We start from the raw sequence: 24,015 nt of genomic DNA, 5'->3' as shown, positions 1-24,015 counted from the left end.
GGGTTAAGCTCCGAAAGCCAGCTTCAGAATGGCGAACACGGAAGCGACACCTAGCACCACGGTGAGCAACTTCAAGCCGATGAGGGCGGCGAACTTGACACCCTCGTTATGCACATAATCCTCGATGACCACCTGCATGCCCAGCTTGGCATGATAATAGCCGCCAACGACCAGCAGGATCATCAGGATGGCCGGGATGGGCTGCCCCATCCACGCGGTCACGGCGGCATGGCCGGCCCCGGCATGGGCGACGATGGAGATCACCAGCCACAGCATCAACGGCACCAGCGCGATGGCGGTCAGGCGCTGCATCCACCAGTGATGCACGCCTTCCTTGGCGGAACCCATGCCGCGCACGCGGCCGAGATTGGATTGCATCGACATGGCTCAGCTCCCCATCGAGAGGCCAACGCCCCAGGCGATGGCGGTCAGGATCACCGTGGCGGCAAGCACCGCATAGCCGCTCTTGTACACCTGCGGCAGCTCGAAGCCCCAGCCGGCGTCCCAGGCAAGATGCCGGATGCCGTTGGACAGGTGATAGAACAGCGCCACCGACCAGCCCAGCAGCAGCAGCCAGCCAAGCCAGGAGGTGATGAAGCCGTGCGCCAGCGCGAAATGATCAGGGCCAGCCGCGGCGGCCAGCAGCCACCAGGTCAGCATCAGCGTGCCGACCGAGAGTGCGACGCCGGTGATGCGGTGCAGGATCGACAGCGCAGAAGTGATCTGCGGACGGTAAATCTGCAAATGGGGTGATAGCGGCCGTGCCGCCTTCCCGCCGGACTGCATGGTGCCCCCTTCGCCAGAGCGGTAAGAATGGTTTTCAACTGTACCTGAACGGGTTGGGCCCGTCTCTTAAACACGCAGTTGATTTAGACCCCGCCCGCCTTCAAGTCAACGCAGCGCTGCCTTACCCCCGGCGCAGCCGTCCAACGCCCCGCACCGCAGAGAACCGTCCGGCGCAGCATCAAGGCCTCGTCCTGTGGATTTTTTGCAGGGCTTTATCCACCGCTGTGGATAAAACGCGCCAATGGCGCCGGGCGACGGCACAACACACAGCCATGGAATGATTTTTCGCGAGGATGCGGCTTGGGTACAAATGGAAGGGTCTGTGGAAAAACCGTTAGTGAAACTTAGTAACTTTTTCTTGCAATAAATTGGTTGATTGATACCGATTTTTCGTTGCCAGAGCAATGAAATTCCGACAAACTTGATTTCAGCGCAGTAGGCGTCATGGCACAGGGCGATGTTAATGCCATGCTGGCGGCAGGCCGGTTACCGGCCCCCGCTGGCTGATCGGAAACGATCCATACGGCATCGCACCGCCACCCGCCCGCTTGGAAACCGCGCCGCGCCAGCGGCGATGGTGGATAGCGGAACCGCGCGGTCCGGTTCAGCCGATCAGGCGGACCGGCACCGAGGGGAAGGGGCATGCCAGCGGTCGCGCCGGTCCGGGTTCCTTCGTGGCCCAACGACGGCGATGACGGGGCGGCATGACTTGCGGGAGATCTTGCGCGCTGTCGGCCGGGCGGCTCCGTGCCAAGCTGTCGCCCAGGTTGGTGCCCCGCACCGGACAGCGCAAAGAGAATGACGGTTTCTGCGTCTGGGGTTCCGGCGGTCGCTTGCGGCCCGCCTCCGGCCCCGAAAAGAGAGGCGTCGAGGACGTGCCTTCCCGGGCCGGGCGATTATCGCCTACATCCTCGACGCCTCTGCTTTTTTAGCAAAACCACCCCCTCCGGACAACTAGATAAGGTAGCCGGCAAACCCTGGCCCCATAGGGCTATTGCGCCGGAACAGCATGCCGCGGCCATAAGACCTCGAACGGGACGGCGGAAATGCCCCCCGAACATTGCAAGCGGGCCGTGAGGCGCTACATTGGCTGGCAATGAAGAAGATCATCGGCCTTTCCTTCCTGCTGGCGGCGCTGACGATGCTCCCGCCTGCCTCCTCCCCCGCCCTTGCGGGCTGCGGCGATCCGCCCGGTCCGGGGGTGGATTGGCGGAATTGCAATATGAGCCGGCAGGAGATGCCCGGCGCCAACCTGACGAAGGCGACCCTGTGGCAGACCAACCTGAACCGCAGCGACATCGCCGGGGCCGATCTCAGCGAGGCTGACGCCAACCGGGCGCTGTTCCTGGAAACCAGGATGCCGGGCGCCACGCTGGATGGCGGGCGCTTCACCTATGCCGATTTCTCCCGCGCCAACCTGACCGGCGCCTCGCTGAAAGGCGCCAACCTGTCGCGCGCCCGTTTTCATAATGCGATTCTGCGCGAGGCTGATTTTACCGGCGCGGACATCCGGGACGCGGATTTCTTCCGGGCCGATCTGCGCGGCGCGCTGTGGATCGACGGCAAGCGCCGCTGCGGCGAAGACTCAATCGGCGCCTGCCGCTGATGTGCGACAGACGCCGATTTCCAGAAGGCCGGGAAAGCGGCCTTAGTCGTTGGCGGCAAGCTCCTTGCGCAGCTCGGCACTGCCGGCCGGCGTGCGACCGCCACCCATGACGATGCCCTCGGCCGTGACGTCGGCACCGTAATAGGCCTTGTTCATCTCAGGCTTCGGCTTCACGACACCGCCTTCCAGCGCACCGCCGCCGAACAGACCCTTCGACTTGGCATAGACCAGAATGTCGGCTTCCGGGTTACCGGCACTGGCCGCACCCACGCCGGCACCCACGCCGCCCACGGCGACACTGGCATCGGCACCAAGCTTCATCTCGTTCTGCATCAGCTTCTTCAGGCCGGCATCACTCATCACCAGGAAGATGGTCTCCCGCGATTCGACACCCGCCTGCAGGCCGATGCTGCCGGCTATCACCTGATAGAAGGCCGGGCCGCTCCAGCTGCCATCCGCGCCGCGCGTCAGCAGCACGCCATCGCCAGCCTGGCCGCCCAGGATGAAGCCGGCTTTGATGAGGTCGGGCACGATCAGCACGCCCTTGGCCTGCTTCAGATGCTCGCGGGCCGGTTCCAGCCCCTTCTCATTCAGGATCGCGCGCAGTGAGCCGAGCGACTTGTCCACCAGCAGCTGCGGCGTGTCGTCGGCATGGGCCGGGGCCGTCATCGCCGGGGCGGCGACGAACAGGCCGAGGGCCAGGGTAAGGGCGTATCGCAGACGGCGCATGGCCAATCTCCTCATGTTTCATGCAACAGATGCCCGCCGTGCGGGCTTGTTTCCTGCCGATAGAAACGCCGGGACCGGCAATACGTTCCGTCTCCACCTTTGGCCCTGGGCCTATTTAGGATGCCGGTTCACCATCACCACCTGCCAGGCCGGGTCCGGCCAGTTCTCCTCCGCCGGATGATGGTCGATGCGGGTGACCGACAGGTTATCGATCTGGAAATGCAGCGCCTTGGCCGCCGGTATCTCCAGCGCATGCGCCAGCGCCGCCCGGATCGTGCCGCCATGGGCGACGCAGATGACATCCCGCCGCGCATAGTCATGCGTCAGCCGCTCGACCACCGGAGTCACGCGGCCCAGCAGATCCTCAAAGCTCTCGCCGCCCGGCGGTGCCACCTCCGGCGCGGTCAGCCAGAAGCGGTGGCGCTGGAATTCCACCGTGGCGAACACCTCATGCCGGGGCCTGCCCTGCAGATCGCCGAAACTCTGCTCGCCGAGATCGATCTCGATGCCCTGCGTGCCGGCCTCCGGTAGCGGATAGCCGGCTTCGCCGATCGCCGCCATGGTCTGGTGGGTGCGCTGCAGGTGCGTGGTCACCCACACCGCATCGCGCGGCAGCAGCCCGGCCAACCCCCGGAAGCTCTCGATATCCGACACATCCGCCAGCGGATCGCCGGCGCCGTAGATCCGGCCGCCAGTGCTGTTGACCGGCGCGTGCCGTATCCACCACCAGCGCGTCGTCATCGGACTGTCCTGGTTCATCCCGTCGCATCCTTTTCATTCTGCTTTCTCTCTCGCGCGTGAGGATATAGGAGAGAGGCGCCGTCGCGATATCTTCATCGCCGACATGAGCCGACCCGATATGGAGAGGACACCGCCATGGCCCAGGAGCCCCGCGCCGAAGAGACCCGTGCAGAGGAGCCGCATTTCGGCGAAATCCGCCGCATGCTGGGCGACCTGCCGGACATCGACCGCGATGCCGCGAGTGCGGCGGGCCATGCCGCCCTGCCTGGCACTGGCCGGCTGGCGACGCTGGCGCGCTTCCTGGCCGGCTGGCAGGGCCGCGCCGCGCCGCAGCTGAACCATCCGCGCCTGACCCTGTTCGCCGCCAGCCATGGCGCCGCCGCCGCGCTCGGCCTCGATCCGGTGGCGGCGAGCGAGGCGTCCGTGAAACGCTTCCTAGACGGCGAGACGCCGCTGAACCGGCTGGCGGAATCGCTCGATTCCGACCTGCGCATCTACGAATTGTCAGTCGAGCTGGCGAGCGGCGATTTCACGCAGGGCCCGGCGCTGGAGGAGGCCGACTGCGCGCGCGCCATGACCTACGGCATGATCGCCGTCGAACCCGGCATCGACGTGCTGGCGCTGGCCAGCATCTCCGCCGAATCGCAGCTGCCGGCGGCGGCGCTGGCAACCCTGCTGCTGGGCGGCATGGCGGCGGACTGGTGCGGACCCTCCACCGATCCGGCGCGGCTCGCCCTCATCGACAAGGCGGTCTCGCTGCATGCCGGCACCAGGGCCGACCCGCTGGAGGCGCTGCGCTGCCTGGGCGGCCTCGATATCGCGGCAATGGCCGGCGCCATCCTGGCCTGCCGCTTCGCCCGCACGCCGGTGCTGATCGACGGTATCGAAGGGCTGGCTGCCGCGCTGGTGATGCGCGCGCTGGAGCCGACGGTAATCCAGCACTGCCTGCTGGCCCATGCCAGCGCCGATCCGCTGGCGGCGGCACTCGGCCGGGCGCTGGGGTTCGAGCCGCTGCTCGACCTCGGCATTTCGACCGGCGATGGTGTCGCCTCAGCCACCGCCCTGTCCGTGCTGCGCGCCGCCTGCGCCTGCCAGATCGCCGCCGACCAGCGCAACTGAGAATATCGCGGCTTTTACGGGGCGAAAACAGCCGTACTCTTGCCATTGTCGGGCGTTACTTGGCACAAATACCCCGATTGAGGGGGACAACCGCCAAGGGAGACTCCGATGCGCCATCCTGCGCCAAATAAGACCCGCCTTCTGGCGCTGCCTGTTCTGGCCGTGCTGCTGCTGAGCGTGCCGCTCGCCGCACAGGCCCAGCCCGCCGGCCGCCACGGTCCCGCCGACGACGAGATCGTCCTGCGGCTGGAGGCCGAAGGCTGGGTCGAGACCCAGACCGCGAAGCTGATCGTCGCCATCGACATGGCCCTACAGGGTGGTGAGATGGCGGATGCCCGTGCACAGGTGAATGACACGCTGGGCGGACTGGTGGCCGGTGTGGACTGGCGCACCACCCGCTTCTCCCGGCAGATGGATTCGGCGGGCCTGGAGCGCTGGCAGGTTGTCGCCGAGGCGCGCGTGCCGGAGGTGAAGCTGGCCGGCGTCCACGACAAAGCCAAGAATGCCAGCAAGCCGGGCCTGTCGGTGCGCGTCGCCGATATCGATTTCACCCCGACGCTGGCTGAGCACACGGCGGTCGAATCGGCGCTGCGTGCCGAGCTGTACCGCCAGACCAAGGAAGAGCTGGCGCGTCTGGCCGACATCTTCCCGGACCGGGACTACCGCGTGCGCATGATCGATTTCCAGTCGGCCGGCATGCCCAGCCCGCGCCCGGCCATGATGGTGCGCGGCATGGCGGCGGAATCCGCGCCCGCCATGATGAAGGACCAGGCTGGCGGCGAGGGCCTGTCGGTCAGCCGCCGCATCGTGCAGAGCGCCACCGTGATCCTGGGCACCACCGCCCCGGCGCCGGAACGGCGTGGCGGCCCGAAGCGGGAGGACGTTCCGCCCAAGCAGTAATATAAAGCGAATAAGGGGAGGGGATCATGACCGGCATTCTCATCGTCACCGGCGGCAGCCGGGGCATTGGCGCCGCCACCGCACGGCTGGCCGCCCAGCGCGGCTGGGATGTGGTGGTGAACTACAAGGGCAATGCCAGCGCCGCGAAGACAGTGGCTGGCGAGGTCGAGAGCGAGGGCCGCCGCGCCGTCGCCATCCAGGGTGACATGGCCCTCGAATCCGACGTGATCCGCCTCTTCCTGGAAGCCGAGAAGGCGCTCGGCAAGGTGACCGGCGTGGTGAACAATGCTGGCATCACCGGCACCGGCAGCCTGCTGGCCGATACTGACCTCGCCACCATCAAGTCGGTCATCGACCTGAACGTGACCGGCGCGCTGGTGGTGGCGCGCGAAGCCGTGCGCCACATGGCGAAGTCACGCGGCGGCCGGGGCGGCGGCATCGTGAACCTGTCCTCGGTCGCAGCGCGGATCGGCGGCAGCGGCGAGCTGATCCCCTATGCCGCCAGCAAGGGCGCCATCGAGACGCTGACGCTCGGCCTCGCCAAGGAAGTAGCCGCCGAAGGGATCAGGGTGAACGCAGTGTCGCCCGGACTGATCGAGACGGACATCCATGACACGACCGGCGACCCGAACCGGCTCGCCCGGCTGGTGAAGGGCGTGCCGATGGGCCGTACCGGCACTGCGGCGGAAGTCGCTGAGGCGATCCTGTGGCTGCTGTCGCCGGCTTCGTCCTACGTCACCGGCACCTCGATCCAGATCGGCGGCGGCCGGCTGTAGGAATTTTCGTCAGATCGTGAAGTCGAGGGCGCTCTTGCCGATCTTGCGGATGCCCTTGGCGCGGGCTTCCTCGCACAGATCCTCGATGGTGACGGCATCCAGCCTGGCCAGCAACTCGTCGCGCAGGCCGGCCCAGAGCGGGCGCAGCACCTCGCGCCCCAGTTCGGAGCCTTCGGTATCCTGCCGGTCTTCCTCGGCCTCCAGCCCGCCATCGACGGTGCGGCAAATCTCGCCCAGCGTGATGCGCCGCCGCTCCCGCCCCAGCCGGTAGCCGCCGCGCGGGCCGCGCACGCCGATCAATATGTCGGCACGGACAAGCTGCTGCAGCACCGGCTCCAGATAGCGCCGGGGGATGCCTTGGCGTTCGGTGATCTCCCGGCTCTGCACCGGCGTATCGGCCGCGTTGTAGGCGATATCCAGCACCGCCTCGATGGCGAACAGCAGCTTGCGCGAGGATTTCAGCATGGGTGTCAGGTGCCGGCTGTACCGGTCGCGGTCCCGGTCGAGCCGAAGCCTCCGGCGCCGCGCGCCGTCTCGTCCAGATCGGCAACCGGCTGCCACGCAATCTGCGTCACCGGGGCGACCACCATCTGGGCGATGCGCTCGCCGCGCTTCACCGCGAAAGGCTCCTGCCCCAGATTGATCATCAGCACCTTCACCTCGCCGCGATAATCGGCATCGACGGTGCCCGGGGAATTCAGCACCGTGAGACCGTGCTTGAAGGCAAGGCCGGAGCGTGGCCTGATCTGCGCCTCATAGCCGGATGGCAGGGCGATGGCGAGCCCGGTCGGCACCAGCGCGCGTTCGCCCGGTTGAAGCACCATCTCCGCCTCCACCGCCGCGACCAGATCGAGGCCGGCGCTGTCCGCCGTCTGATAGGCCGGCAGGGCCAGCCCCTCGCCATGCGGCAGGATGCGGACGGGAAGCGCAATGCTCATGTCGTTTTCTTTCCGAAATGATCGCCGATGCGGGCGGCGAGCCGTTCCGCCACCTGCTGCTTGGTAAGGCGCGGCCAGTCCTCGGTGCCGTTCTCCGTCACCAGATGGATGGTGTTGGCGTCGCCGCCGAAGGTGCCGGTCCCGGCGGAGACGTCATTCGCCAGGATCCAGTCGCAGCCCTTGCGGGCGCGCTTGGCAGCGGCATGCTCCGCCACCTTCTCGGTCTCCGCCGCGAACCCTATGACCAGGGCCGGCCGGCCCTGTTTCAGGCCGGCGATGCTGGCCAGGATATCGGGATTCTCGGCGAAGCTGAGGGTCGGTGCGGCCCCGCCTTCCGCCGGCTTCTTGATCTTCTGTGGTGCTTCCTGCGCCACGCGCCAGTCGGCGACAGCGGCGGCGAACACGGCGATATCGGCCGGCAGCGCGGATTCGCAGGCCGCCTGCATCTCGCGCGCCGATTCGATGCGCACCACCTTCACCCCCGCCGGATCGGGCAATGCCACCGGGCCGGAGACCAGCGTGACAGCGGCGCCGGCGCGCGCCAGCGCCGTGGCGATGGCATGCCCCTGCTTGCCGGAGGAGCGGTTGCCGATAAAGCGCACCGGATCGATGGCCTCATAGGTCGGGCCGCTGGTCACCAGCGCGCGCAGCCCCGCCAACGGGGCGCCCTTACCGAAATAGCTCTCGATGGCAGCGACAATCTCCAGCGGCTCCGCCATGCGGCCCGGCCCGTATTCGCCGCACGCCATATCACCCTCGTTCGGCCCGACGAAGCGCACGCCGCGCTGGCGCAGAAGCTCCAGATTGGCCTGGGTCGCGGCATGGGTCCACATGCGGACATTCATCGCGGGGGCGGCCAGCACCTCCTTGTCGGTTGCCAGCAGCAGCGTGGTGGCAAGGTCATCGGCAAGCCCGCCTGCCATCTTGGCGAGAATGTTGGCGGTCGCCGGTGCCACGACGATGAGGTCAGCCTGACGCGACAGGTTGATGTGACCCATCTCGGATTCGTCGGTCAGCGAGAACAGGTCGCGATAGACCTTGTCCTCGGTCAGCGCCTGCAGGGAGAGCGGCGTGACGAACTGTTCGGCCGAGGCGGTCATCGCACAGCGCACGGCCGCGCCGCGCTCGCGCAGGCGGCGGACCAGCTCCAGGCTCTTATAGGCGGCGATACCGCCCGAGACGATCAGCAGGATGCGCTTGCCGGCCAGCATGTCAGCCCCAACAGGTAAAACACAGTATCGCCTAGTACAATACCGCTGCCACCGACACAAGCAGCAATCCCAGCCAGAGCGGCCAGAGGGCCACCGCACCATTACGGCGCCGGCGCAACAGCGCCTCCGCCGTGTCAGGGTGCAGCTTCACGCCGACCGGGTCAGCCAGCCGGTCAGCGGCGCGCTCGATCTGGCCCAGCAGCGCCGGCAGCCGCTCCAGCACCTGGCCGATATCCAGCGCCGCCTGGCGGATGCGTGCCTCCGGCCCTCGATGGGCACGCATCCAGTCTTCGATCAGCGGGCGCGCCAGCTCCCACATGTTCAGCGTCGGGTTCAGCGTGCGCCCCACCCCCTCGGCCACCAGCATCGTCTTCTGCAGCAGCAGCAGCTGCGGCTGGGTCTCCATGGCGAAGGTCTCGGTCACCTGGAACAGCTGCGCCAGCAGCCGGGCGACGGAAATCTCGTGCACGGGACGGCCCAGGATCGGCTGGCCGATGGCGCGGCAGGCCTGCATGAAATCGTCGATCGACTGGTCGGCGGGAACATAGCCGGCCTGGAAATGCACCTCGGCGACGCGGCGGTAATCGCCGTTCAGGAAACCCAGCAGCATGTCGGCGAGGAAATAGCGGGTCTTCACGTCAAGCCGGCCCATGATGCCGAAATCGACCGGGCGCAGCACGCTCTCCGCATCCACGAACATGTTGCCGGGATGCATGTCGGCATGGAAGAAGCCGTCGCGGAAAACCTGCAGGAAGAACACTTCCGCCGACTGCCGCAGCAGCTGGTCGGTGTCGTGTCCGGCCTCCTTCAGCGCCGCCACATTGTCGATGCGGATGCCATCGATCCGCTCCAGCGTCAGCACCCGGCGCGCGGTGCGCTGCCAGTCCACCTGCGGCACGCGGAAGCCGTCATAATCGGCGAAATTGTCCGACAGCTCGGCAGCGGCGGCGGCTTCCAGCCGCAAATCCATCTCGGCGCGCACCGTGGCGGCAAAGGTGGCGACCACCGCGCGCGGCTTCAGCCGGCGCAGCTGCGGCTGCACCCGTTCCACCGTCTCGGCGATCCAGTCGAACAGGTCAAGATCGCGGGCAAAGGCAGCCTCGATACCGGGGCGCAGCACCTTCACCGCGACCTTTTCGCCTTCCGCCGTTTCGGCGAAATGCACCTGGCTGATCGAGGCGGCGGCGACCGGCCGGTCATCGAAGCTGGCGAACAGCTCGGCCAGCGGCCTTTCCAGCTCCGCCTCGATGGTGGCCCGTGCCCGAGCGCTGGAGAAGGGCGGCAGCCGGTCCTGCAGAGTGGAAAGGTCGGCGGCGATATCCTCGCCCAGCAGGTCGGACCGGGTGGCCAGCGTCTGCCCCAACTTGATGAAGCTCGGCCCCATTTCCTGCAGTGCGGCGGCCAGACGCAGGCCGGGGCGCTGCTGCCGGCCGCGCTTGCGGCCGATCCTGCCCAGCAGCCGGCCAAACCAGCGCAGCGCCGGCAGGCCGGGCACGGCCTCCAGCGGAAACAACGCATCATGCCGGGCAAGGATGCGCACGATGCCGATCAGCCGGCCGGTATTGCGGAAGGCGCGGATCATGCGGGTCAGATACGCCAGCCGGAATGCAACGCCGCGATGCCGCCCGACAGGTTGCGATAACTCACACGCTCGAACCCTACGGCACGGATGCGCGCCGCAAGCTCCTCCTGCGGCGGGAAGGTGCGGATGCTCTCGGCCAGATAGACATAGGCATCACGGTCCTTCGCCACATACTGGCCCAGCGCCGGCAGCACGCTGAAGGAATAGGCGTCATAGAGCCTGTCCAGCACCGGCAGCACAACATGGCTGAATTCCAGGCACAGGAAGCGCCCGCCCGGCTTCAGCACGCGGTGCGCCTCGGCCAGCGCCTTGTCGATGCGGGTCACGTTGCGCAGCCCGAAGGCGATTGTATAGGCGTCGAAGGAGCGGTCGGCGACGGGCAGGCTCTCGGCATTGCCGGAAACCCAGGCGAGGCCGCCCCCGGCGTAGGGCGTCAGCCGGCCCTTGTCGATGGCGCGGTCGCGCCCTACCGCCAGCATTTCCGGCGTCAGGTCGCAGACCATGACCGGCCCGCCGCCGCGATCCTGGAAGCGGAAGGCGATATCGCCGGTGCCGCCGGCCACGTCGATGAGTCGCATGCCGGGACGCGGCGCCAACCAGTCCATCATCGCCGACTTCCACAGCCTGTGGACGCCGCCGCTCATCAGATCGTTCATCAGGTCGTAATTCTGCGCGACGCCGCCGAACAGCGTCTGCACCAGCCCGTGCTTCTCCGCCGCCCTCACCTCGCGAAAACCGAAGGGGGCTGTCTCTTCGCTGTGCTGCGCCTGCATGGTCGGCTGCTTTTCCTGCTTGTCCGTCTGCATGGTTCGGGGAAGATAGCCTCTGCCCGGCGGTTTCGCTACGGTAACGCCGGTTGTCGCTTAAGGTTTTATGTCGCATGCCCGAATTGCCCGAGGTCGAGACCGTATGCCGGGGCCTGGCCCCGCATCTGGAAGGACGCCGCCTGGTCCATGTCGAGGCGCGCCGGCCCGACCTGCGCTGGCCGCTGCCCGTGGATTTCGCCCAGCGCCTGCAGGGCCGCACGGTGGTGGCGCTGCGCCGCCGCGCTAAATACCTGCTGGCCGAGCTGGAGGATGGCACGGTGCTGATCGCCCATCTCGGCATGTCGGGCCGCATGCTGATCACCGAAGGCAAGCCGCCGGTGCTGGAAAAGCACGACCATATTGTGCTGGCGACCGACCGCGACATCTGGGTGCGCTTCAACGATGCGCGGCGCTTCGGCGCCATGGACCTGACCACGCTGGACGCGCTGGACGCCCACAAGCTGCTGGCCGGGCTGGGGCCGGAGCCGCTGTCGAACGCCTTCAACGGGCCGGCGCTGGCGCTCGCCCTGAAGGGACGGCGCACGCCGATCAAGGCCGCGCTGCTGGACCAGCATGTCGTCGCCGGCATCGGCAATATCTATGCCTGCGAGGCGCTGTACCGGGCGGGCCTGTCGCCGCGCCGGCAGGCCTACACCGTCAAGGGCGAGCGCGCCGAGCGGCTGGCGACGGCGGTGAAGCAGGTGCTGGCCGAGGCCATCGAGGCCGGTGGCTCGACGCTGCGCGATTACCGCCAGGCCGATGGCGAGCTGGGCTATTTCCAGCACGCCTTCAAGGCCTATGGCCGCGGGGGCGAGGCCTGCGGCAATCCGGGCTGCGGCCGCCCCGTGCTCCGGCTGGTGCAGTCCGGCCGGTCCACTTTCTATTGTGCGCGCTGCCAGCGCTGATGGTATAGACGGTGCCCATGATCAGCAGGCGACAGTTCGCAGTGCTTCTGGTGACGGCGCTGTCTTTTCCGTCACTGATGGCAGCCCCTCGCGCGGCGGACGAATTCGTGCCGGGCTTCGAGGATCTGCCGCTGGCACCGGGCTTGACGGCGGTGCCGGATGCCGCCATGAGCTTCGATTCGGCGGGCGGACGTATCGTCGAATCCCTGGCCACCGGGCGCATCGATGCCGGATCGGTTGCCGATTTCTACGCCCGCACCCTGCCGCAGCTGGGCTGGCAGCAGGCAGATGAGGGAACCTATCGCCGCGAGGGCGAGGAGCTGGTGATCGAGATCGCCCGGTCGGGCGGCGTGCTCACCGTCCGCTTCGCCCTCACGCCACGCTGAACGGGCGCCACGCTGACCGGGCGCCGCAGAGCGCCGTCAACAATCTCGAAGTGGGGACTATCATGGCCTACGAAAACATCATCGCGGAGAAGAAGGGCGCCGTCGGCGTCATCACGCTGAACCGCCCGAAGGCGCTGAATGCACTGTCCGCCGGACTGATCGCCGACCTTGGCGCCGCGCTGGACGATTTCGAGTCCGATGCGGAGATCGGCTGCATCCTCGTCACCGGCAGCGAGAAGGCCTTCGCGGCCGGCGCCGACATCAAGGAAATGGCCGGCTTCTCCTACATGGACGCCTACAAGGCCGACTTTATCACCAGGGGCTGGGAACGGCTCGCCCAGTGCCGCAAGCCGGTGATTGCGGCGGTCGCCGGCTACGCGCTGGGCGGCGGCTGCGAGATCGCCATGATGTGCGACTTCATCCTGGCCGCCGACACCGCCAAGTTCGGCCAGCCGGAAATCACCATCGGCACCATTCCTGGGGCCGGCGGCACGCAGCGCCTGACCCGCTTCGTCGGCAAGTCGAAGGCGATGGAGATGTGCCTGACCGGGCGCATGATGGATGCCGAGGAGGCAGAGCGGGCCGGCCTCGTCAGCCGCATCATCCCTGCGGCCGAGCTGATGGACGAGGCGATGAAGACCGCCGAGCGGATCGCCGGCATGTCGAAGCCCGCCGTGATGATGGCGAAGGAATCGGTCAACCGCGCCTATGAGACTACCCTGGCCGAAGGGGTGCGGTTCGAGCGCCGGCTGTTCCATTCCACCTTCGCCACGGCGGACCAGAAGGAGGGCATGGCCGCCTTCATCGAAAAGCGCAAACCCGCCTTCCGCGACGAATGAGGCAATGCGCCAGGCCGGCTGTGGATATACCCCCACAGCGGCCTTGACGCGCCGGGGGCCGGGGTATATAAACCGCGCTCCTTTCGATAAGGCGACAGTGATTTAGCGAGCAAGGGCACATCATGGCCAACACAGCGTCGGCAAAGAAGCGCATCCGTCAGACCATCCGCCGCACGGCGGTTAACGGTGCGCGTGTCAGCCGCATCCGCACCTTCGTGAAGCAGGTGGAAACCGCCATCGCCGGCGGCAACAAGGAAGCTGCCGCCCAGGCGCTGAAGGCTGCCATGCCGGAAATGCAGCGCGGCGTGACCAAGGGTGTGCTGCACCAGAACACGGTCGCCCGCAAGCTCTCCCGCCTGTCCGCGCGCATCAAGGCTCTGTAAGCCGGCGCGCCACCCGGCGGCCCCTTCGGGAACCGCCACCAGCATCCACTGACGACAGCCCACCCGGTCCATTCCTGGCCCGATGAGTGGGCTTTTGTCATTTTCATTGCAGGCGGGTGACAAAAAATACACCGTTCTCTATTCGTCCTGTTGCGAGTCAATTTTTAGCCCGATACATTTGAGAAGCGTTGGCGGGAAGCAATAGGAAACAAAATTTCACGCCAGCGCCTTAAAAATTGAAACCGATCTGAATGTCCAGAGTATTAGATTAAAAATTGAAACCCGGTAGGGCAATCGGGATAGAGAGTTTTATTTAAAATGAGGGCTTCGGTGTTTCGCTTTTACATAACACGTCCTGACAGAAACGGGATTTATACAGGCATCGCCGCAAGTGATTCGGCGACAAACCCTCAGCCTCGGCATTCCAAAACAGACTTCCGGCGAACCGTTTCCGTACCCGCTCGCCTGTATGCGCCGCGCTTTGCCGTGATGGCCGCCGACTTGCCGAACGCCACCCGCGCGCAGCAACAATAAGTAATAAGGAAAGGCGCCGGAAATGGTTCACCTTGATAGCACGTCCACCGGATCCCAGACCGGCACGTTCGCCCATGACGCCCAATGGACCCGGATTCGCGCACGCTTGCGCAGCGAGGTCGGCGACTCTGCCTTCCGCAGCTGGCTGAAGCCGCTGACGCTGATCGCCATCAATGGCCAGAGCGTGACCCTGTCAGTGCCGACCCGCTTCATGCGGGACTGGGTGAACACCCATTACGCCGACCGGCTGCGCGCCCTGTGGGCCAGCGAAGACCCGGCGCTGCGCAATGTCGAGATCGTCACCGGCGTGGCAGCCCCGAGCAAGGCGGCCCCAGGCAAGGCAACCGCAAATGGCGCCCGGAGCGAGGCGGCGGACACAGTTCCGGAAATCACCCCCGAAGCGAGACCCGAAGCGGGAAATGGCAGCGCGCAGTCGGAAGCGGGGTCCAGCCCTGTCCCGGGGCCTGTTCTTGCCCATCTCGCCGCACCCGCCCTGCACGGTGGCGGCCTGGAGCCGCTGGAGATGGAAGCCGGACTCGATCCGCGCTTCACCTTCGAGAATTTCGTCGTCGGCAAGCCCAACGAACTGGCCTTCGCCGCCGCGCGCCGTGCCGCCGAATCCTCGACCGTGCCCTTCAACCCGCTGTTCCTCTATGGCGGGGTAGGCCTCGGCAAGACGCATCTGATGCATGCGATTGCCTGGCACATCCGCAAGCGCGACCCCAACCGCCGCGTCATCTACCTGTCGGCGGAAAAGTTCATGTACCAGTTCATCCGCGCGCTGCGCTTCAAGGACACGGTGGCGTTCAAGGAGCAGTTCCGCTCGGTCGATGTGCTGATGATCGACGATGTGCAGTTCATCAGCGGCAAGGATTCGACGCAGGAGGAATTCTTCCACACCTTCAACGCGCTGGTGGACCGCAACCGGCAGATCGTGATCTCCGCCGACAAGTCGCCGCACGACCTGGAAGGCATGGAGGAGCGGTTACGCTCCCGCCTCGGCTGGGGGCTGGTCGCCGACATCCACCCGACCAGCTATGAGCTGCGCCTGGGCATCCTGCAGGCCAAGGCCGAGAAGTGCGAGATTCCGATCCCCTACAAGGTTCTGGAATTCCTCGCCCACAAGATCACCTCCAACGTCCGCGAGCTGGAAGGCGCGCTGAACCGCCTCGTGGCCCATGCCACGCTGGTCGGCCGGCCGATCTCGCTGGAGAGCGCGCAGGAACTGCTGCATGATTTGCTGCGCGCCAATGACCGCCGGGTGACCATCGAGGAAATCCAGAAGCGGGTTGCCGAGCATTTCAACATCCGCATCGCCGACATGCATTCCGCCCGCCGCAGCCGCGCCGTTGCCCGGCCCCGCCAGGTGGCGATGTATCTTGCCAAGCAGCTGACCGCCCGGTCGCTGCCGGAGATTGGCCGCAAGTTCGGCGGACGTGATCACACCACCGTCATGCATGCGGTGAAGAAGATCGAAGAGCTGCGCGGCAACGACCAGTCCTTCGCCGAGGATGTCGAGCTGCTGCGCCGGATGCTGGAAAGCTGAGTTAAGGCGCCTATCCCCTATCCTTAGTGGCCAGCGACGCCTGGACACGCGAAATCTCTTGTCCGTCCGGGTGAAATTTGCCCTGACTTTCATCCATTTGTGCTATAGTCAGCGACCGTTCGGCGCCCCGCGCCGCAGGCTGCTCCGCCCCCTTGGCGTGGCCGTTCTTCCAACCTTGCGGGCGTGGTGTCCGGGGCGGGCCGACAGGTACGTTACGCAACCGCTATTCGCACGCAGATAGGCAGTTATCAGGATGAAGCTGATCATCGATCGGGCCGCGCTGCTGAAGCCCCTGGCCCACGTTCAGAGCGTCGTCGAAAAGCGCAACACCATCCCCATCCTCAGCAATGTCCTGCTCCGCGCCGATTCGGACCGGCTGGCGCTGACCGCCACCGACATGGACATTGACGTGGTGGAGGAAGTCGGCGCCGAGGTGTCCCAGCCCGGTGCCACGACGGTGGCCGCGCACACGCTCTACGACATCGTCCGCAAGCTGCCGGACGGCGCACAGATCGAGCTGACAGAGGATGAGGGCGGCAACCGGCTGACGGTACGCGCCGGCCGCTCCACCTTCAGCCTGGCGACGCTGCCGACCGAGGAATTCCCGGCGCTGAGCGACGGCGACCTGCCGCACAATTTCATGCTGCAGGCGGGCGAGCTGAAGGCGGTGATCGACCGCACCCGCTTCGCCATCTCCACCGAGGAGACGCGCTACTATCTGAACGGCATCTATCTGCACGCCGCCAGCAACAATGGCGTGCCGGTGCTACGGGCCGTCGCCACCGACGGCCACCGGCTGGCGCGTGTTGAAATGCCGCTGCCGGATGGCGCCGCCGGCATGCCGGGCGTCATCGTACCCCGCAAGGCGGTGGGCGAGCTGCGCAAGCTGCTGGAGGATTCCGAGGGCGACATCCGTGTGGCCCTGTCGGAGACCAAGCTGCGCTTTCAGTTCGGCGATGTGACGCTGACCACCAAGCTGATCGACGGCACCTTCCCAGATTACGAGCGGGTGATCCCGACCGGCAATGACAAGACGCTGCAGGTCGGCCGCAAGGAATTCGCCGAGGCGGTGGACCGGGTTGCCACCATCTCCACGGAGAAGAGCCGCGCGGTGAAGCTGTCGCTGCAGGACGGCATGCTGGTGCTGTCCGCCACCAGCCCGGAAAACGGCACCGCCATCGAGGAGCTGGAGGTCGCCTATGGCGCCGGCCCCATCGAGATCGGCTTCAACTCCCGTTACCTGCTGGACATCACGACGCAGATCGAAGGCGACGAGGCACAGTTCTCCCTGGCGGACGCCGCCTCGCCGACCATCGTGCGCGATCAGGCCGACGAAAGCGCGCTCTACGTCCTGATGCCCATGCGCGTCTGATCCGGCTCAGCGTGAACGCCGCCCTTGCCTTTCAGCAGCAGCCCGCCCGTGCCTCCGCACGGCTCGCGGTGGAGAGGCTCATTGTCACCGATTTCCGCTGCTACGCCTCGGCGCGGCTGGAGATCGACGGCCGGCCGGTCGTGCTGACCGGCGCCAATGGGGCGGGCAAGACCAACCTGCTGGAAGCGGTTTCCTTCCTGGCGCCAGGCCGTGGCCTGCGCCGCGCGAAACTGTCGGAGATTGACCGGCTTTCCGGCGATGCCGGCGGCTGGGCGGTCGCCGCCCGGCTGGAGACGGCGCTGGGGCCGCTCGATATCGGCACCGGCCGCGACATGGCGGCGGCAACCGGCGTGGAGCGGCGGGTCGTGCGCATCGACGGCGAGACCGCGAAGAGCCAGAGCGTGCTGGCCGACCATCTCTCGATGGCCTGGCTGACGCCGCAGATGGACCGGCTGTTCCTCGATGGCGCCTCGGGCCGCCGGCGGTTCTTCGACCGGCTGGCCTATGGCGCCGATCCGGCCCATGCCGGCCGCGTGTCGGCCTATGAGCAGGCCTTGCGCGAACGCGCGCGGCTGCTGAAGCAGGGCCGGGCCGATGCCCGCTGGCTGACGGCGCTGGAGGAACAGATGGCGGCGGGCGGTATCGCCATCGCCGCCGCCCGGCAGGCGCTGGTGGCGCGGCTGAACCAGGCCTGCGAGATGAGCACGGGACCGTTCCCGCGCGCCGCGCTGGCGCTGGAGGGCGCGGTCGATCAATGGCTGGCCGAGATGCCGGCGCTGGACGCGGAAGACCGGCTGCGCGCCGCCCTTGCCGACAGCCGGCGACTGGACGCGGAGACTGGCGGCGCCGCCGAAGGGCCGCACCGCAGCGACATCGTGGCCCGCCATGTCGAGAAGGACATGCCCGCCGCCCTGTGTTCAACCGGCGAGCAGAAGGCGCTGCTGATCGCCATCACCCTGGCCCATGCGCGGGCTCAGACGGCGGAGACCGGCATCGCGCCGATCCTGCTGCTGGACGAGGTGGCGGCGCATCTGGACGAGGCGCGCCGCGCCGCACTGTATGACGAGATTTGCGCCCTGGGCTCGCAAGCCTGGCTGACCGGGACCGATCGGGCCCTGTTCGAGCCGTTCGCCGGGCGGGCGCAGTACGCCATCGTGGCAGATGCCACGATCACACCCGAAGCATCCGTTTGACGGGAAACCGAAAATGACCACAGAGCCAGCCCTGGGCAGCCAGCCGGAGAATAACGGCGCCGATTATGGCGCCGATTCGATCAAGGTCCTGCGCGGCCTGGATGCGGTGCGCAAGCGCCCGGGCATGTATATCGGCGACACCGAGGACGGCACCGGCCTGCACCACATGGTCTATGAGGTGGTGGATAACGCCATCGACGAATCGCTGGCCGGCTATTGCGACATGATCAATGTCATCCTGAACGAGGATGGCTCGATCACGGTGCGTGATAATGGCCGCGGCATCCCGGTGGAAATCCACAAGGAAGAAGGCGTTTCCGCTGCCCAGGTCATCATGACCCAGCTGCATGCCGGCGGTAAGTTCGACCAGAATTCCTACAAGGTTTCCGGCGGCCTGCACGGCGTGGGCGTCTCGGTCGTGAACGCGCTGTCGGAGAAGCTGGAGCTGACCGTCTGGCGCGACGGCAAGGAACATTTCATGCGCTTCCGCCATGGCGAGCCGGAAGCGCCGCTTTCCGTCACTGGACCGGCCGAGGGCAAGCGCGGCACGCAGGTCACCTTCCTGCCCTCGCTGGATACCTTCGGCACCCGCGAGTTCGACTTCGCCACGCTGGAACACCGGCTGCGCGAGCTGGCCTTCCTGAATTCCGGCGTGCGCTTGCAGATCGTCGATGCCCGCTCGGTCGAGGGGCAGGCCACGGTGGATCTGCATTACGAGGGCGGTCTGCGCGAGATGGTGAAGTATCTCGACCGCTCCAAGGGCGCGCTGCATGAGGGGCCGATCCATGTGATCGGCGAGCGCGACGGCATCACGGTCGAAATGTCGATGGAGTGGACCGACTCCTATCACGAGACCATGCTGTGCTTCACCAACAACATCCCTCAGCGCGACGGCGGCACCCATCTGGCAGGCCTGCGCGCCGCGCTGACCCGCACCATCAACAGCTATGCCGTGGAAAGCGGCATCGCCAAGAAGGAGAAGGTGACGCTGAGCGGCGAGGATGCGCGCGAGGGCCTGACCTGCGTGCTGTCGGTGAAGGTGCCGGACCCGAAATTCTCCAGCCAGACCAAGGACAAGCTGGTCTCTTCCGAAGTCCGGCCGGCGGTCGAGAATGTGGTCGGCGAGCGGCTGCAGCAATGGTTCGAGGAGAACCCGAACGAGGCCAAGCGCATCATCGGCAAGGTGGTGGAAGCGGCCATCGCCCGCGAGGCGGCACGCAAGGCACGCGACCTGACCCGGCGCAAGGGCGCGCTCGACATCGCCAGCCTGCCCGGCAAGCTGGCCGACTGCCAGGAGCGCGACCCGGCACAGAGCGAGCTGTTCCTGGTCGAGGGCGATTCGGCAGGCGGCAGCGCCAAGCAGGCGCGCGACCGCAAGTTCCAGGCGATCCTGCCACTGCGCGGCAAGATCCTGAATGTGGAGCGCGCGCGTTTCGACAAGATGCTGAGCTCGGCGGAAATCGGCACCATCATCGCCGCACTGGGCACCGGCATCGGCGCCGACGATTTCAACGTCGAGAAGACGCGCTACCACAAGATCATCATCATGACCGACGCGGACGTGGACGGCAGCCACATCCGCACCCTGTTGCTGACCTTCTTCTACCGGCAGATGCCGCAGCTGATCGAGCAGGGCTATCTCTATATCGCCCAGCCGCCGCTGTATCGGGCCAAGCGCGGCAATTCCGGCGTCTATCTGAAGGATGACCGGCAACTTGAGGATTACCTGGTCAGCGAAGGGCTGGAAAATGCCAGCCTGACGATGAGCGACAACAGCGTCCGTGTCGGCCAGGATCTGCGCGATGTCGTGGACACGGCGCGCCGCATGAAGGGGCTGATCGAGCCGCTGACCCGCCGGATCGGCAGCCTCGGCGTCGTCGAACAGGCGGCGATTGCCGGCGCGCTGAAGCCGGAACTGCTGCTCGACGAGGCGCGTGGCCAGGAAATGGCCAACGAGGTGGCGCGCCGCCTCGACACGCTGGAAAAGCAGACCGAACGCGGCTGGCAGGGCCAGGTGGACGCGGGCCAGGCGCTGGTGTTCGAGCGCACGCTGCGCGGCGTGCGCGAAAGCTTCCGCATCGACCATGCCGCGCTGACGAGCGGCGAGGCGCGGCGCCTCGACCAGATGGCCGAGACACTGGCACAGGGCTACGAGACGGTTGCCGACCTAACGACCAAGGAAGGCAGCAGCCGCATCTACGGGCCGGTCGAGCTGGTCGAGAAGATCCTCGATGCCGGACGCAAGGGCATCGCCATCCAGCGCTATAAGGGTCTGGGTGAGATGAACCCCGACCAGCTGTGGGAGACCACGCTGGACCCGAATGTCCGCTCCCTGCTGCAGGTGAAGGTCAGCCACGCCGACGAGGCGGCGGAAATCTTCTCCACCCTGATGGGCGATGTTGTGGAACCCCGCCGCGATTTCATCCAGACCAACGCGCTGAAGGTCGCCAACCTGGACGTTTAGTCCTGATGTACTGGCTGTACGCCGTCGCCATAGCGGCGTATACCGGCATTACAAAATAGTTGGTGCGCCAATCATGATCCGCCCGGAGTCCGCCTGGACCATCGCCTATCTGACCGTGCTGGTCGCGATGGGGCAGATGTCCACCGGCATCTATCTGCCGTCCATGCCGTCGCTTGCCGCCGTCTTCGCCACCGATCCCGGCACGGTGAAGCTGACAATGAGCGTCTTTCTGGCGGGATTCGCCGTGGCGCAGCTGATCTATGGCCCCCTCTGCGACCGCTTCGGACGGCGTCCGGTGGTGATCGGCGGGCTGGCGATCTTCGCGCTGGCAAGCCTGGCCTGCGCGCTGGCCCCCAGCATCGAATGGCTGATCGCAGCCAGGCTGTTCCAGGCCATCGGTGCCTGTTCCGGTCAGGTGCTGGGCCGCGCCATCGGCCGCGACCTGTTTGAGGGCCAGCGCTACGCCAAGGTGATGGCGCTGGTCGGCCTCGCCCTGGCGCTGACACCGGCGGCCGGCCCGGTACTGGGCGGCGTGCTGCAGGTCGCCTTCGGCTGGCAGGCGAATTTCCTGTTCCTGGCCGGATGGGGGCTGGTGCTGCTGCTGGTCACCATGGTGGGCGTGCAGGAAACCAATGCAGCCCGCGACCCGCGTGCCCTCGACATCTCGGTCATGGCGGGTAATTTCGGGCGCCTGCTGCGCAACCGCCTCTATATGGGCTACACGCTGACGCTGGCCTTCAGCTTCGGCTGCCTGTTCGCCTATATGACCGGCTCTCCCTTCATCCTGATCGACCAGCTGGGAATCCGGCCCGACCTGTTCGGCGTGCTGTCGATCTTCAACGTGCTGGGCTACGCCATCGGCAGCGCCATCGCCAACAGGACCTCCGGCCGTGTGGCCGCACCGCGCATGGTGGCGATTGGCGCGCTCGTCGTGCTGCTGTCCGGCGGAGCGATGATCGGCTTCTCGCTGGCCGGATTCGTCACGGCCTATACCCTGATCGGGCCGATGATGGTGATGCTGACCGGCATGGGCATGCTGATCCCGAACGCCATGGCCGGCGCCATCGGCCCGTTTCCCGCCATGGCCGGCGTCGCCTCGGCGCTGATGGGCTTCCTGCAGATGGCGATGGCGATGGTGATGTCGGTGCTGGTCGGCCTGCTGCAGTCCGTGCATGATATGCCCATGCCGCTTGTCTTCGCCCTGTCCGCCCTGCTGACCTTCGCCAGCTATCTGGCGCTGGTGCGCGGTGCGCGACCAGAGGCTGTACGCCTGCAATGAGCGGGGCCGGCGCGATGCAGCTGTCCGTCGGGCGGGACCGCACAGTGTCCGTCACCGTCCGCCGCAGCGCCCGCGCCCAACGGCTGATCCTGCGCCTCGACCAGACCGGCAAGGTCACGCTGGTGCTGCCGCCCGGCGTGCGCGAGGCGGAGGCGCAGGCCTTCCTGAAAGCGCATACAGGCTGGCTGGAAAGCCGGCTGGCCAAGGTGCCGGAAAAGCTGGCTTTCGCGCCCGGTGCCAGCGTTCCCTATCGCGGCGTCGAGCATCGAATTTGCCATCGCAACACCGGTGAAGGCCGGGGACGGCGCGGCGTGGTCTGGCTGGAAGCAGCGGCGGACGGGCCGGAACTCCACATCGCCGGGCCGGAAGAACATCTACCCCGCCGGCTGACCGACTGGCTGAAGGCGGAGGCGCGGCGCGACCTTGCGGCGCGGTCCCGTCTCTATGCCGCCCGGCTGGGCCGGCAGATCGGCCGGGTGACGGTCCGCGACACGCGCAGCCGCTGGGGCAGCTGTTCCTCCAACGGCGACCTGTCCTTCTGCTGGCGGCTGATCCTCGCCCCGGATTTCGTGATCGATTATGTGGTCGCCCACGAAGCCGCCCATCTGGTGGAGATGAACCATTCGGTTCGCTTCTGGCGGCTGGTGGACCAGCTGGAGGTGGACCGGCAGCGCGCCCAGCGCTGGCTGAAGGCGCACGGCCCCCGGCTGCACCGCTATGGCTGAAAAGCCAAGGGCGGACAGCCTGCCGGTCGCCATCCTGCTGACCGCGTGCGTCGCGCTGGGGCCGATCTCCACCGACATGTATCTGGCCTCGCTGCCAACCATGACACGGGTCTTCTCGACCGACGTGGCCAGCGTGCAGCTGACGCTCAGCGTCTTTCTGGTTGGCTTTGCCGTGGCGCAGCTGATCTATGGGCCGCTGTCGGACCGGTTCGGCCGGCGACCGGTCATGCTGGGCGGCATGGCGCTGTATTTCCTGGCCTCCATCCTGTGTGCGCTGGCCTGGAACATCGAGGCGCTGATCGCCGCGCGCGGCTTGCAGGCGGTCGGCGCCTGCTGCGGGCCGGTGCTGGCCCGTGCCGTGGTCCGCGACGTCTATGGACCCACCCGCGCCGCCAAGGTCCTGGCCTACATGTCCAGCGCCATGGCGCTGGTACCGGCAGCCGCCCCCATCCTGGGCAGCTTCCTGCATGTCTGGTTCGGCTGGCAGGCGAATTTCTGGGTGCTGGCGGGCTTTGGCGGCACGGTGCTGGCAGGGCTGCTGCTCCTGCTGACGGAGACGAACGCGCAGCGCAACCCCCGGGCCCTCGACCCCGCCACCCTGATCGGCAATTACCGGCTGCTGCTGCGAGACCCCACCTATCTTGGCTATGCGCTGACCGTCGCCTTTTCCTATTCCACGATCTTCAGCTTCATCTCCGGCTCCTCCTTCGTGCTGATCGGGGTGCTGGGCGTGCCGGAGGAATATTTCGGCTTCTGCTTCGCCGCCGTGGTACTGGGCTTCATGAGCGGCGCGCTGGCCGCCGGGCGGCTGACACTGCGCCTGGGGGGCGACCGGCTGATCCTGCTGGGCGCTACGCTGGCCGCGCTGGCGGGGGCCTTCATGGCCGGGCTGGTGCTGGCAGGCCTGCCCAGCGTCGCCGGCATTGTTGGGCCCTTCGCGCTGGTCATGGCCGGAATCGGCCTGATCATGCCGAACGCGATGGCCGGCGCCATCGGCCCCTATCCGCAGATGGCCGGCGCCGCCTCGGCGCTGATGGGGTTCCTGCAGATGGGCATGGCCGCGATCGTCGGCATCGGCGTCGGTCACTGGCATGATGGCACCGCCATCCCGATGACGGCCAGCATCGCCGCCATGACCATCCTGGCGCTGCTCAGCTTCCGGTTTCTGGTGCTGCCCAGGAAGCGCTAGACGAAA

General features: G+C 66.8%; 24 protein-coding genes. 15 read left to right on the top strand and 9 right to left on the bottom strand.

Translation table 11 applies throughout. From position 1 onward, the window contains the following. Positions 1 to 3 precede the first annotated feature (3 nt). Together sdhD and sdhC are read right to left on the bottom strand one after the other, a co-directional pair. The gene (gene sdhD, locus MK313_RS01985) at positions 4 to 384 is read right to left on the bottom strand and encodes a succinate dehydrogenase, hydrophobic membrane anchor protein (protein WP_008945581.1); all 381 of its coding nucleotides are present in this window, start codon (positions 382 to 384) and stop codon (positions 4 to 6) included. Between the two features lie 3 nt (positions 385 to 387). Next, complete coding sequence (sdhC, locus tag MK313_RS01980; RefSeq protein WP_040707927.1) at positions 388 to 786, bottom strand: succinate dehydrogenase, cytochrome b556 subunit; 399 nt, start codon at positions 784 to 786, stop codon at positions 388 to 390. A 1,096-nt stretch (positions 787 to 1,882) separates the two neighbouring features. Between sdhC and MK313_RS01975 the strand changes: the two genes are divergently transcribed. After that, positions 1,883 to 2,392: a pentapeptide repeat-containing protein gene (locus tag MK313_RS01975; RefSeq protein ID WP_121221195.1), complete on the top strand. Its 510-nt coding sequence runs from the start codon at positions 1,883 to 1,885 to the stop codon at positions 2,390 to 2,392. A gap of 42 nt (positions 2,393 to 2,434) precedes the next feature. Here the strand turns inward: MK313_RS01975 and MK313_RS01970 are convergent, their stop codons facing one another. Both MK313_RS01970 and MK313_RS01965 read right to left on the bottom strand, forming a co-directional pair. Next, positions 2,435 to 3,121 (bottom strand): lipid-binding SYLF domain-containing protein, encoded by a 687-nt coding sequence (locus MK313_RS01970; protein ID WP_287779926.1) that lies wholly within the window; start codon positions 3,119 to 3,121, stop codon positions 2,435 to 2,437. A 111-nt stretch (positions 3,122 to 3,232) separates the two neighbouring features. Further along, on the bottom strand, positions 3,233 to 3,880 hold the full coding sequence (locus tag MK313_RS01965; protein WP_008945577.1) for a histidine phosphatase family protein: 648 nt from the start codon (positions 3,878 to 3,880) through the stop codon (positions 3,233 to 3,235). 117 nt (positions 3,881 to 3,997) lie between these two features. Here MK313_RS01965 and MK313_RS01960 point away from each other — a divergent pair, with 117 nt between their 5' ends. From MK313_RS01960 to MK313_RS01950, 3 genes are all read left to right on the top strand, one after another. Continuing rightward, entirely contained in the window at positions 3,998 to 4,981 is a 984-nt protein-coding gene (locus MK313_RS01960; protein WP_287779925.1) for a nicotinate-nucleotide--dimethylbenzimidazole phosphoribosyltransferase, read from the top strand. Between the two features lie 108 nt (positions 4,982 to 5,089). Further along, positions 5,090 to 5,881 carry a hypothetical protein gene (locus MK313_RS01955; RefSeq protein WP_287779924.1) on the top strand — a complete coding sequence of 264 codons (792 nt, stop codon included), beginning with the start codon at positions 5,090 to 5,092 and terminating at the stop codon, positions 5,879 to 5,881. A gap of 26 nt (positions 5,882 to 5,907) precedes the next feature. Next, complete coding sequence (locus MK313_RS01950; RefSeq protein WP_008945574.1) at positions 5,908 to 6,657, top strand: SDR family oxidoreductase; 750 nt, start codon at positions 5,908 to 5,910, stop codon at positions 6,655 to 6,657. A gap of 9 nt (positions 6,658 to 6,666) precedes the next feature. Here the strand turns inward: MK313_RS01950 and MK313_RS01945 are convergent, their stop codons facing one another. Genes MK313_RS01945 through MK313_RS01925 form a run of 5 tightly spaced genes read right to left on the bottom strand, consistent with a single transcriptional unit; the run spans position 6,667 to position 11,194 of the window. Continuing rightward, entirely contained in the window at positions 6,667 to 7,122 is a 456-nt protein-coding gene (locus tag MK313_RS01945) for an RrF2 family transcriptional regulator (RefSeq protein WP_287779923.1), read from the bottom strand. A 5-nt stretch (positions 7,123 to 7,127) separates the two neighbouring features. Then, on the bottom strand, positions 7,128 to 7,595 hold the full coding sequence (dut, locus tag MK313_RS01940; protein ID WP_008945572.1) for a dUTP diphosphatase: 468 nt from the start codon (positions 7,593 to 7,595) through the stop codon (positions 7,128 to 7,130). Then, positions 7,592 to 8,806: a bifunctional phosphopantothenoylcysteine decarboxylase/phosphopantothenate--cysteine ligase CoaBC gene (gene coaBC, locus MK313_RS01935; protein WP_287779922.1), complete on the bottom strand. Its 1,215-nt coding sequence runs from the start codon at positions 8,804 to 8,806 to the stop codon at positions 7,592 to 7,594. The genes dut and coaBC overlap by 4 nt, the downstream gene beginning before the upstream one ends. A 31-nt stretch (positions 8,807 to 8,837) precedes the next feature. Beyond that, positions 8,838 to 10,388: a 2-polyprenylphenol 6-hydroxylase gene (gene ubiB, locus MK313_RS01930; protein ID WP_287779921.1), complete on the bottom strand. Its 1,551-nt coding sequence runs from the start codon at positions 10,386 to 10,388 to the stop codon at positions 8,838 to 8,840. Positions 10,389 to 10,393: 5 nt separating this feature from the next. Beyond that, entirely contained in the window at positions 10,394 to 11,194 is an 801-nt protein-coding gene (locus tag MK313_RS01925) for a class I SAM-dependent methyltransferase (RefSeq protein ID WP_008945569.1), read from the bottom strand. 74 nt (positions 11,195 to 11,268) lie between these two features. Between MK313_RS01925 and mutM the strand changes: the two genes are divergently transcribed. From mutM to MK313_RS01870, 11 genes are all read left to right on the top strand, one after another. Continuing rightward, entirely contained in the window at positions 11,269 to 12,099 is an 831-nt protein-coding gene (mutM, locus tag MK313_RS01920; protein ID WP_287779920.1) for a bifunctional DNA-formamidopyrimidine glycosylase/DNA-(apurinic or apyrimidinic site) lyase, read from the top strand. Positions 12,100 to 12,116: 17 nt separating this feature from the next. Then, positions 12,117 to 12,485, top strand: a complete 369-nt coding sequence (locus MK313_RS01915; protein ID WP_287779919.1) for a hypothetical protein — start codon at positions 12,117 to 12,119, stop codon at positions 12,483 to 12,485. 62 nt (positions 12,486 to 12,547) lie between these two features. Beyond that, entirely contained in the window at positions 12,548 to 13,324 is a 777-nt protein-coding gene (locus MK313_RS01910; RefSeq protein ID WP_008945566.1) for an enoyl-CoA hydratase, read from the top strand. 122 nt (positions 13,325 to 13,446) lie between these two features. Continuing rightward, entirely contained in the window at positions 13,447 to 13,707 is a 261-nt protein-coding gene (rpsT, locus tag MK313_RS01905) for a 30S ribosomal protein S20 (RefSeq protein ID WP_287779918.1), read from the top strand. Between the two features lie 640 nt (positions 13,708 to 14,347). Beyond that, a complete protein-coding gene (gene dnaA / locus MK313_RS01900; RefSeq protein WP_008945564.1) occupies positions 14,348 to 15,787 on the top strand; it encodes a chromosomal replication initiator protein DnaA in 1,440 nt (479 codons plus the stop codon). 253 nt (positions 15,788 to 16,040) lie between these two features. Beyond that, entirely contained in the window at positions 16,041 to 17,159 is a 1,119-nt protein-coding gene (dnaN, locus tag MK313_RS01895; protein WP_287779917.1) for a DNA polymerase III subunit beta, read from the top strand. Between the two features lie 11 nt (positions 17,160 to 17,170). Then, complete coding sequence (gene recF / locus MK313_RS01890) at positions 17,171 to 18,352, top strand: DNA replication/repair protein RecF (RefSeq protein ID WP_287779916.1); 1,182 nt, start codon at positions 17,171 to 17,173, stop codon at positions 18,350 to 18,352. 13 nt (positions 18,353 to 18,365) lie between these two features. Continuing rightward, complete coding sequence (gyrB, locus tag MK313_RS01885) at positions 18,366 to 20,816, top strand: DNA topoisomerase (ATP-hydrolyzing) subunit B (protein ID WP_287779915.1); 2,451 nt, start codon at positions 18,366 to 18,368, stop codon at positions 20,814 to 20,816. Between the two features lie 73 nt (positions 20,817 to 20,889). Next, the gene (locus tag MK313_RS01880; RefSeq protein WP_287779914.1) at positions 20,890 to 22,095 is read left to right on the top strand and encodes a multidrug effflux MFS transporter; all 1,206 of its coding nucleotides are present in this window, start codon (positions 20,890 to 20,892) and stop codon (positions 22,093 to 22,095) included. Continuing rightward, positions 22,092 to 22,820 carry a M48 family metallopeptidase gene (locus MK313_RS01875; RefSeq protein ID WP_287779913.1) on the top strand — a complete coding sequence of 243 codons (729 nt, stop codon included), beginning with the start codon at positions 22,092 to 22,094 and terminating at the stop codon, positions 22,818 to 22,820. Before MK313_RS01880 ends, MK313_RS01875 begins: the two co-directional genes overlap by 4 nt. After that, positions 22,813 to 24,009 (top strand): multidrug effflux MFS transporter, encoded by a 1,197-nt coding sequence (locus tag MK313_RS01870; protein WP_287779912.1) that lies wholly within the window; start codon positions 22,813 to 22,815, stop codon positions 24,007 to 24,009. The genes MK313_RS01875 and MK313_RS01870 overlap by 8 nt, the downstream gene beginning before the upstream one ends. Positions 24,010 to 24,015: the final 6 nt, after the last annotated feature.

It is taken from the genome of Oceanibaculum sp. (genome assembly GCF_022449305.1).
GTDB classification, from domain to species: Bacteria; Pseudomonadota; Alphaproteobacteria; order Oceanibaculales; family Oceanibaculaceae; genus Oceanibaculum; species Oceanibaculum indicum.
The sequence above is the reverse complement of the archived record's forward strand: the minus strand, read 5'-3'. Positions and strand labels throughout refer to the sequence as shown.

What these genes read in the sequence shown, in the direction of transcription:
- MK313_RS01950 (WP_008945574.1), top strand. Translation starts at nt 5,908, where the DNA reads ATGACCGGCATTCTCATCGTCACCGGCGGCAGCCGGGGCATTGGCGCC.
- MK313_RS01875 (WP_287779913.1), top strand. Translation starts at nt 22,092, where the DNA reads ATGAGCGGGGCCGGCGCGATGCAGCTGTCCGTCGGGCGGGACCGCACA.
- MK313_RS01915 (WP_287779919.1), top strand. Translation starts at nt 12,117, where the DNA reads ATGATCAGCAGGCGACAGTTCGCAGTGCTTCTGGTGACGGCGCTGTCT.
- dut (WP_008945572.1), bottom strand. Translation starts at nt 7,595, where the DNA reads ATGAGCATTGCGCTTCCCGTCCGCATCCTGCCGCATGGCGAGGGGCTG.
- coaBC (WP_287779922.1), bottom strand. Translation starts at nt 8,806, where the DNA reads ATGCTGGCCGGCAAGCGCATCCTGCTGATCGTCTCGGGCGGTATCGCC.
- MK313_RS01965 (WP_008945577.1), bottom strand. Translation starts at nt 3,880, where the DNA reads ATGAACCAGGACAGTCCGATGACGACGCGCTGGTGGTGGATACGGCAC.
- gyrB (WP_287779915.1), top strand. Translation starts at nt 18,366, where the DNA reads ATGACCACAGAGCCAGCCCTGGGCAGCCAGCCGGAGAATAACGGCGCC.
- MK313_RS01925 (WP_008945569.1), bottom strand. Translation starts at nt 11,194, where the DNA reads ATGCAGACGGACAAGCAGGAAAAGCAGCCGACCATGCAGGCGCAGCAC.
- MK313_RS01910 (WP_008945566.1), top strand. Translation starts at nt 12,548, where the DNA reads ATGGCCTACGAAAACATCATCGCGGAGAAGAAGGGCGCCGTCGGCGTC.
- sdhD (WP_008945581.1), bottom strand. Translation starts at nt 384, where the DNA reads ATGTCGATGCAATCCAATCTCGGCCGCGTGCGCGGCATGGGTTCCGCC.
- MK313_RS01945 (WP_287779923.1), bottom strand. Translation starts at nt 7,122, where the DNA reads ATGCTGAAATCCTCGCGCAAGCTGCTGTTCGCCATCGAGGCGGTGCTG.
- MK313_RS01970 (WP_287779926.1), bottom strand. Translation starts at nt 3,121, where the DNA reads ATGCGCCGTCTGCGATACGCCCTTACCCTGGCCCTCGGCCTGTTCGTC.
- MK313_RS01880 (WP_287779914.1), top strand. Translation starts at nt 20,890, where the DNA reads ATGATCCGCCCGGAGTCCGCCTGGACCATCGCCTATCTGACCGTGCTG.
- MK313_RS01870 (WP_287779912.1), top strand. Translation starts at nt 22,813, where the DNA reads ATGGCTGAAAAGCCAAGGGCGGACAGCCTGCCGGTCGCCATCCTGCTG.
- rpsT (WP_287779918.1), top strand. Translation starts at nt 13,447, where the DNA reads ATGGCCAACACAGCGTCGGCAAAGAAGCGCATCCGTCAGACCATCCGC.
- MK313_RS01975 (WP_121221195.1), top strand. Translation starts at nt 1,883, where the DNA reads ATGAAGAAGATCATCGGCCTTTCCTTCCTGCTGGCGGCGCTGACGATG.
- sdhC (WP_040707927.1), bottom strand. Translation starts at nt 786, where the DNA reads ATGCAGTCCGGCGGGAAGGCGGCACGGCCGCTATCACCCCATTTGCAG.
- MK313_RS01960 (WP_287779925.1), top strand. Translation starts at nt 3,998, where the DNA reads ATGGCCCAGGAGCCCCGCGCCGAAGAGACCCGTGCAGAGGAGCCGCAT.
- MK313_RS01955 (WP_287779924.1), top strand. Translation starts at nt 5,090, where the DNA reads ATGCGCCATCCTGCGCCAAATAAGACCCGCCTTCTGGCGCTGCCTGTT.
- dnaN (WP_287779917.1), top strand. Translation starts at nt 16,041, where the DNA reads ATGAAGCTGATCATCGATCGGGCCGCGCTGCTGAAGCCCCTGGCCCAC.
- ubiB (WP_287779921.1), bottom strand. Translation starts at nt 10,388, where the DNA reads ATGATCCGCGCCTTCCGCAATACCGGCCGGCTGATCGGCATCGTGCGC.
- mutM (WP_287779920.1), top strand. Translation starts at nt 11,269, where the DNA reads ATGCCCGAATTGCCCGAGGTCGAGACCGTATGCCGGGGCCTGGCCCCG.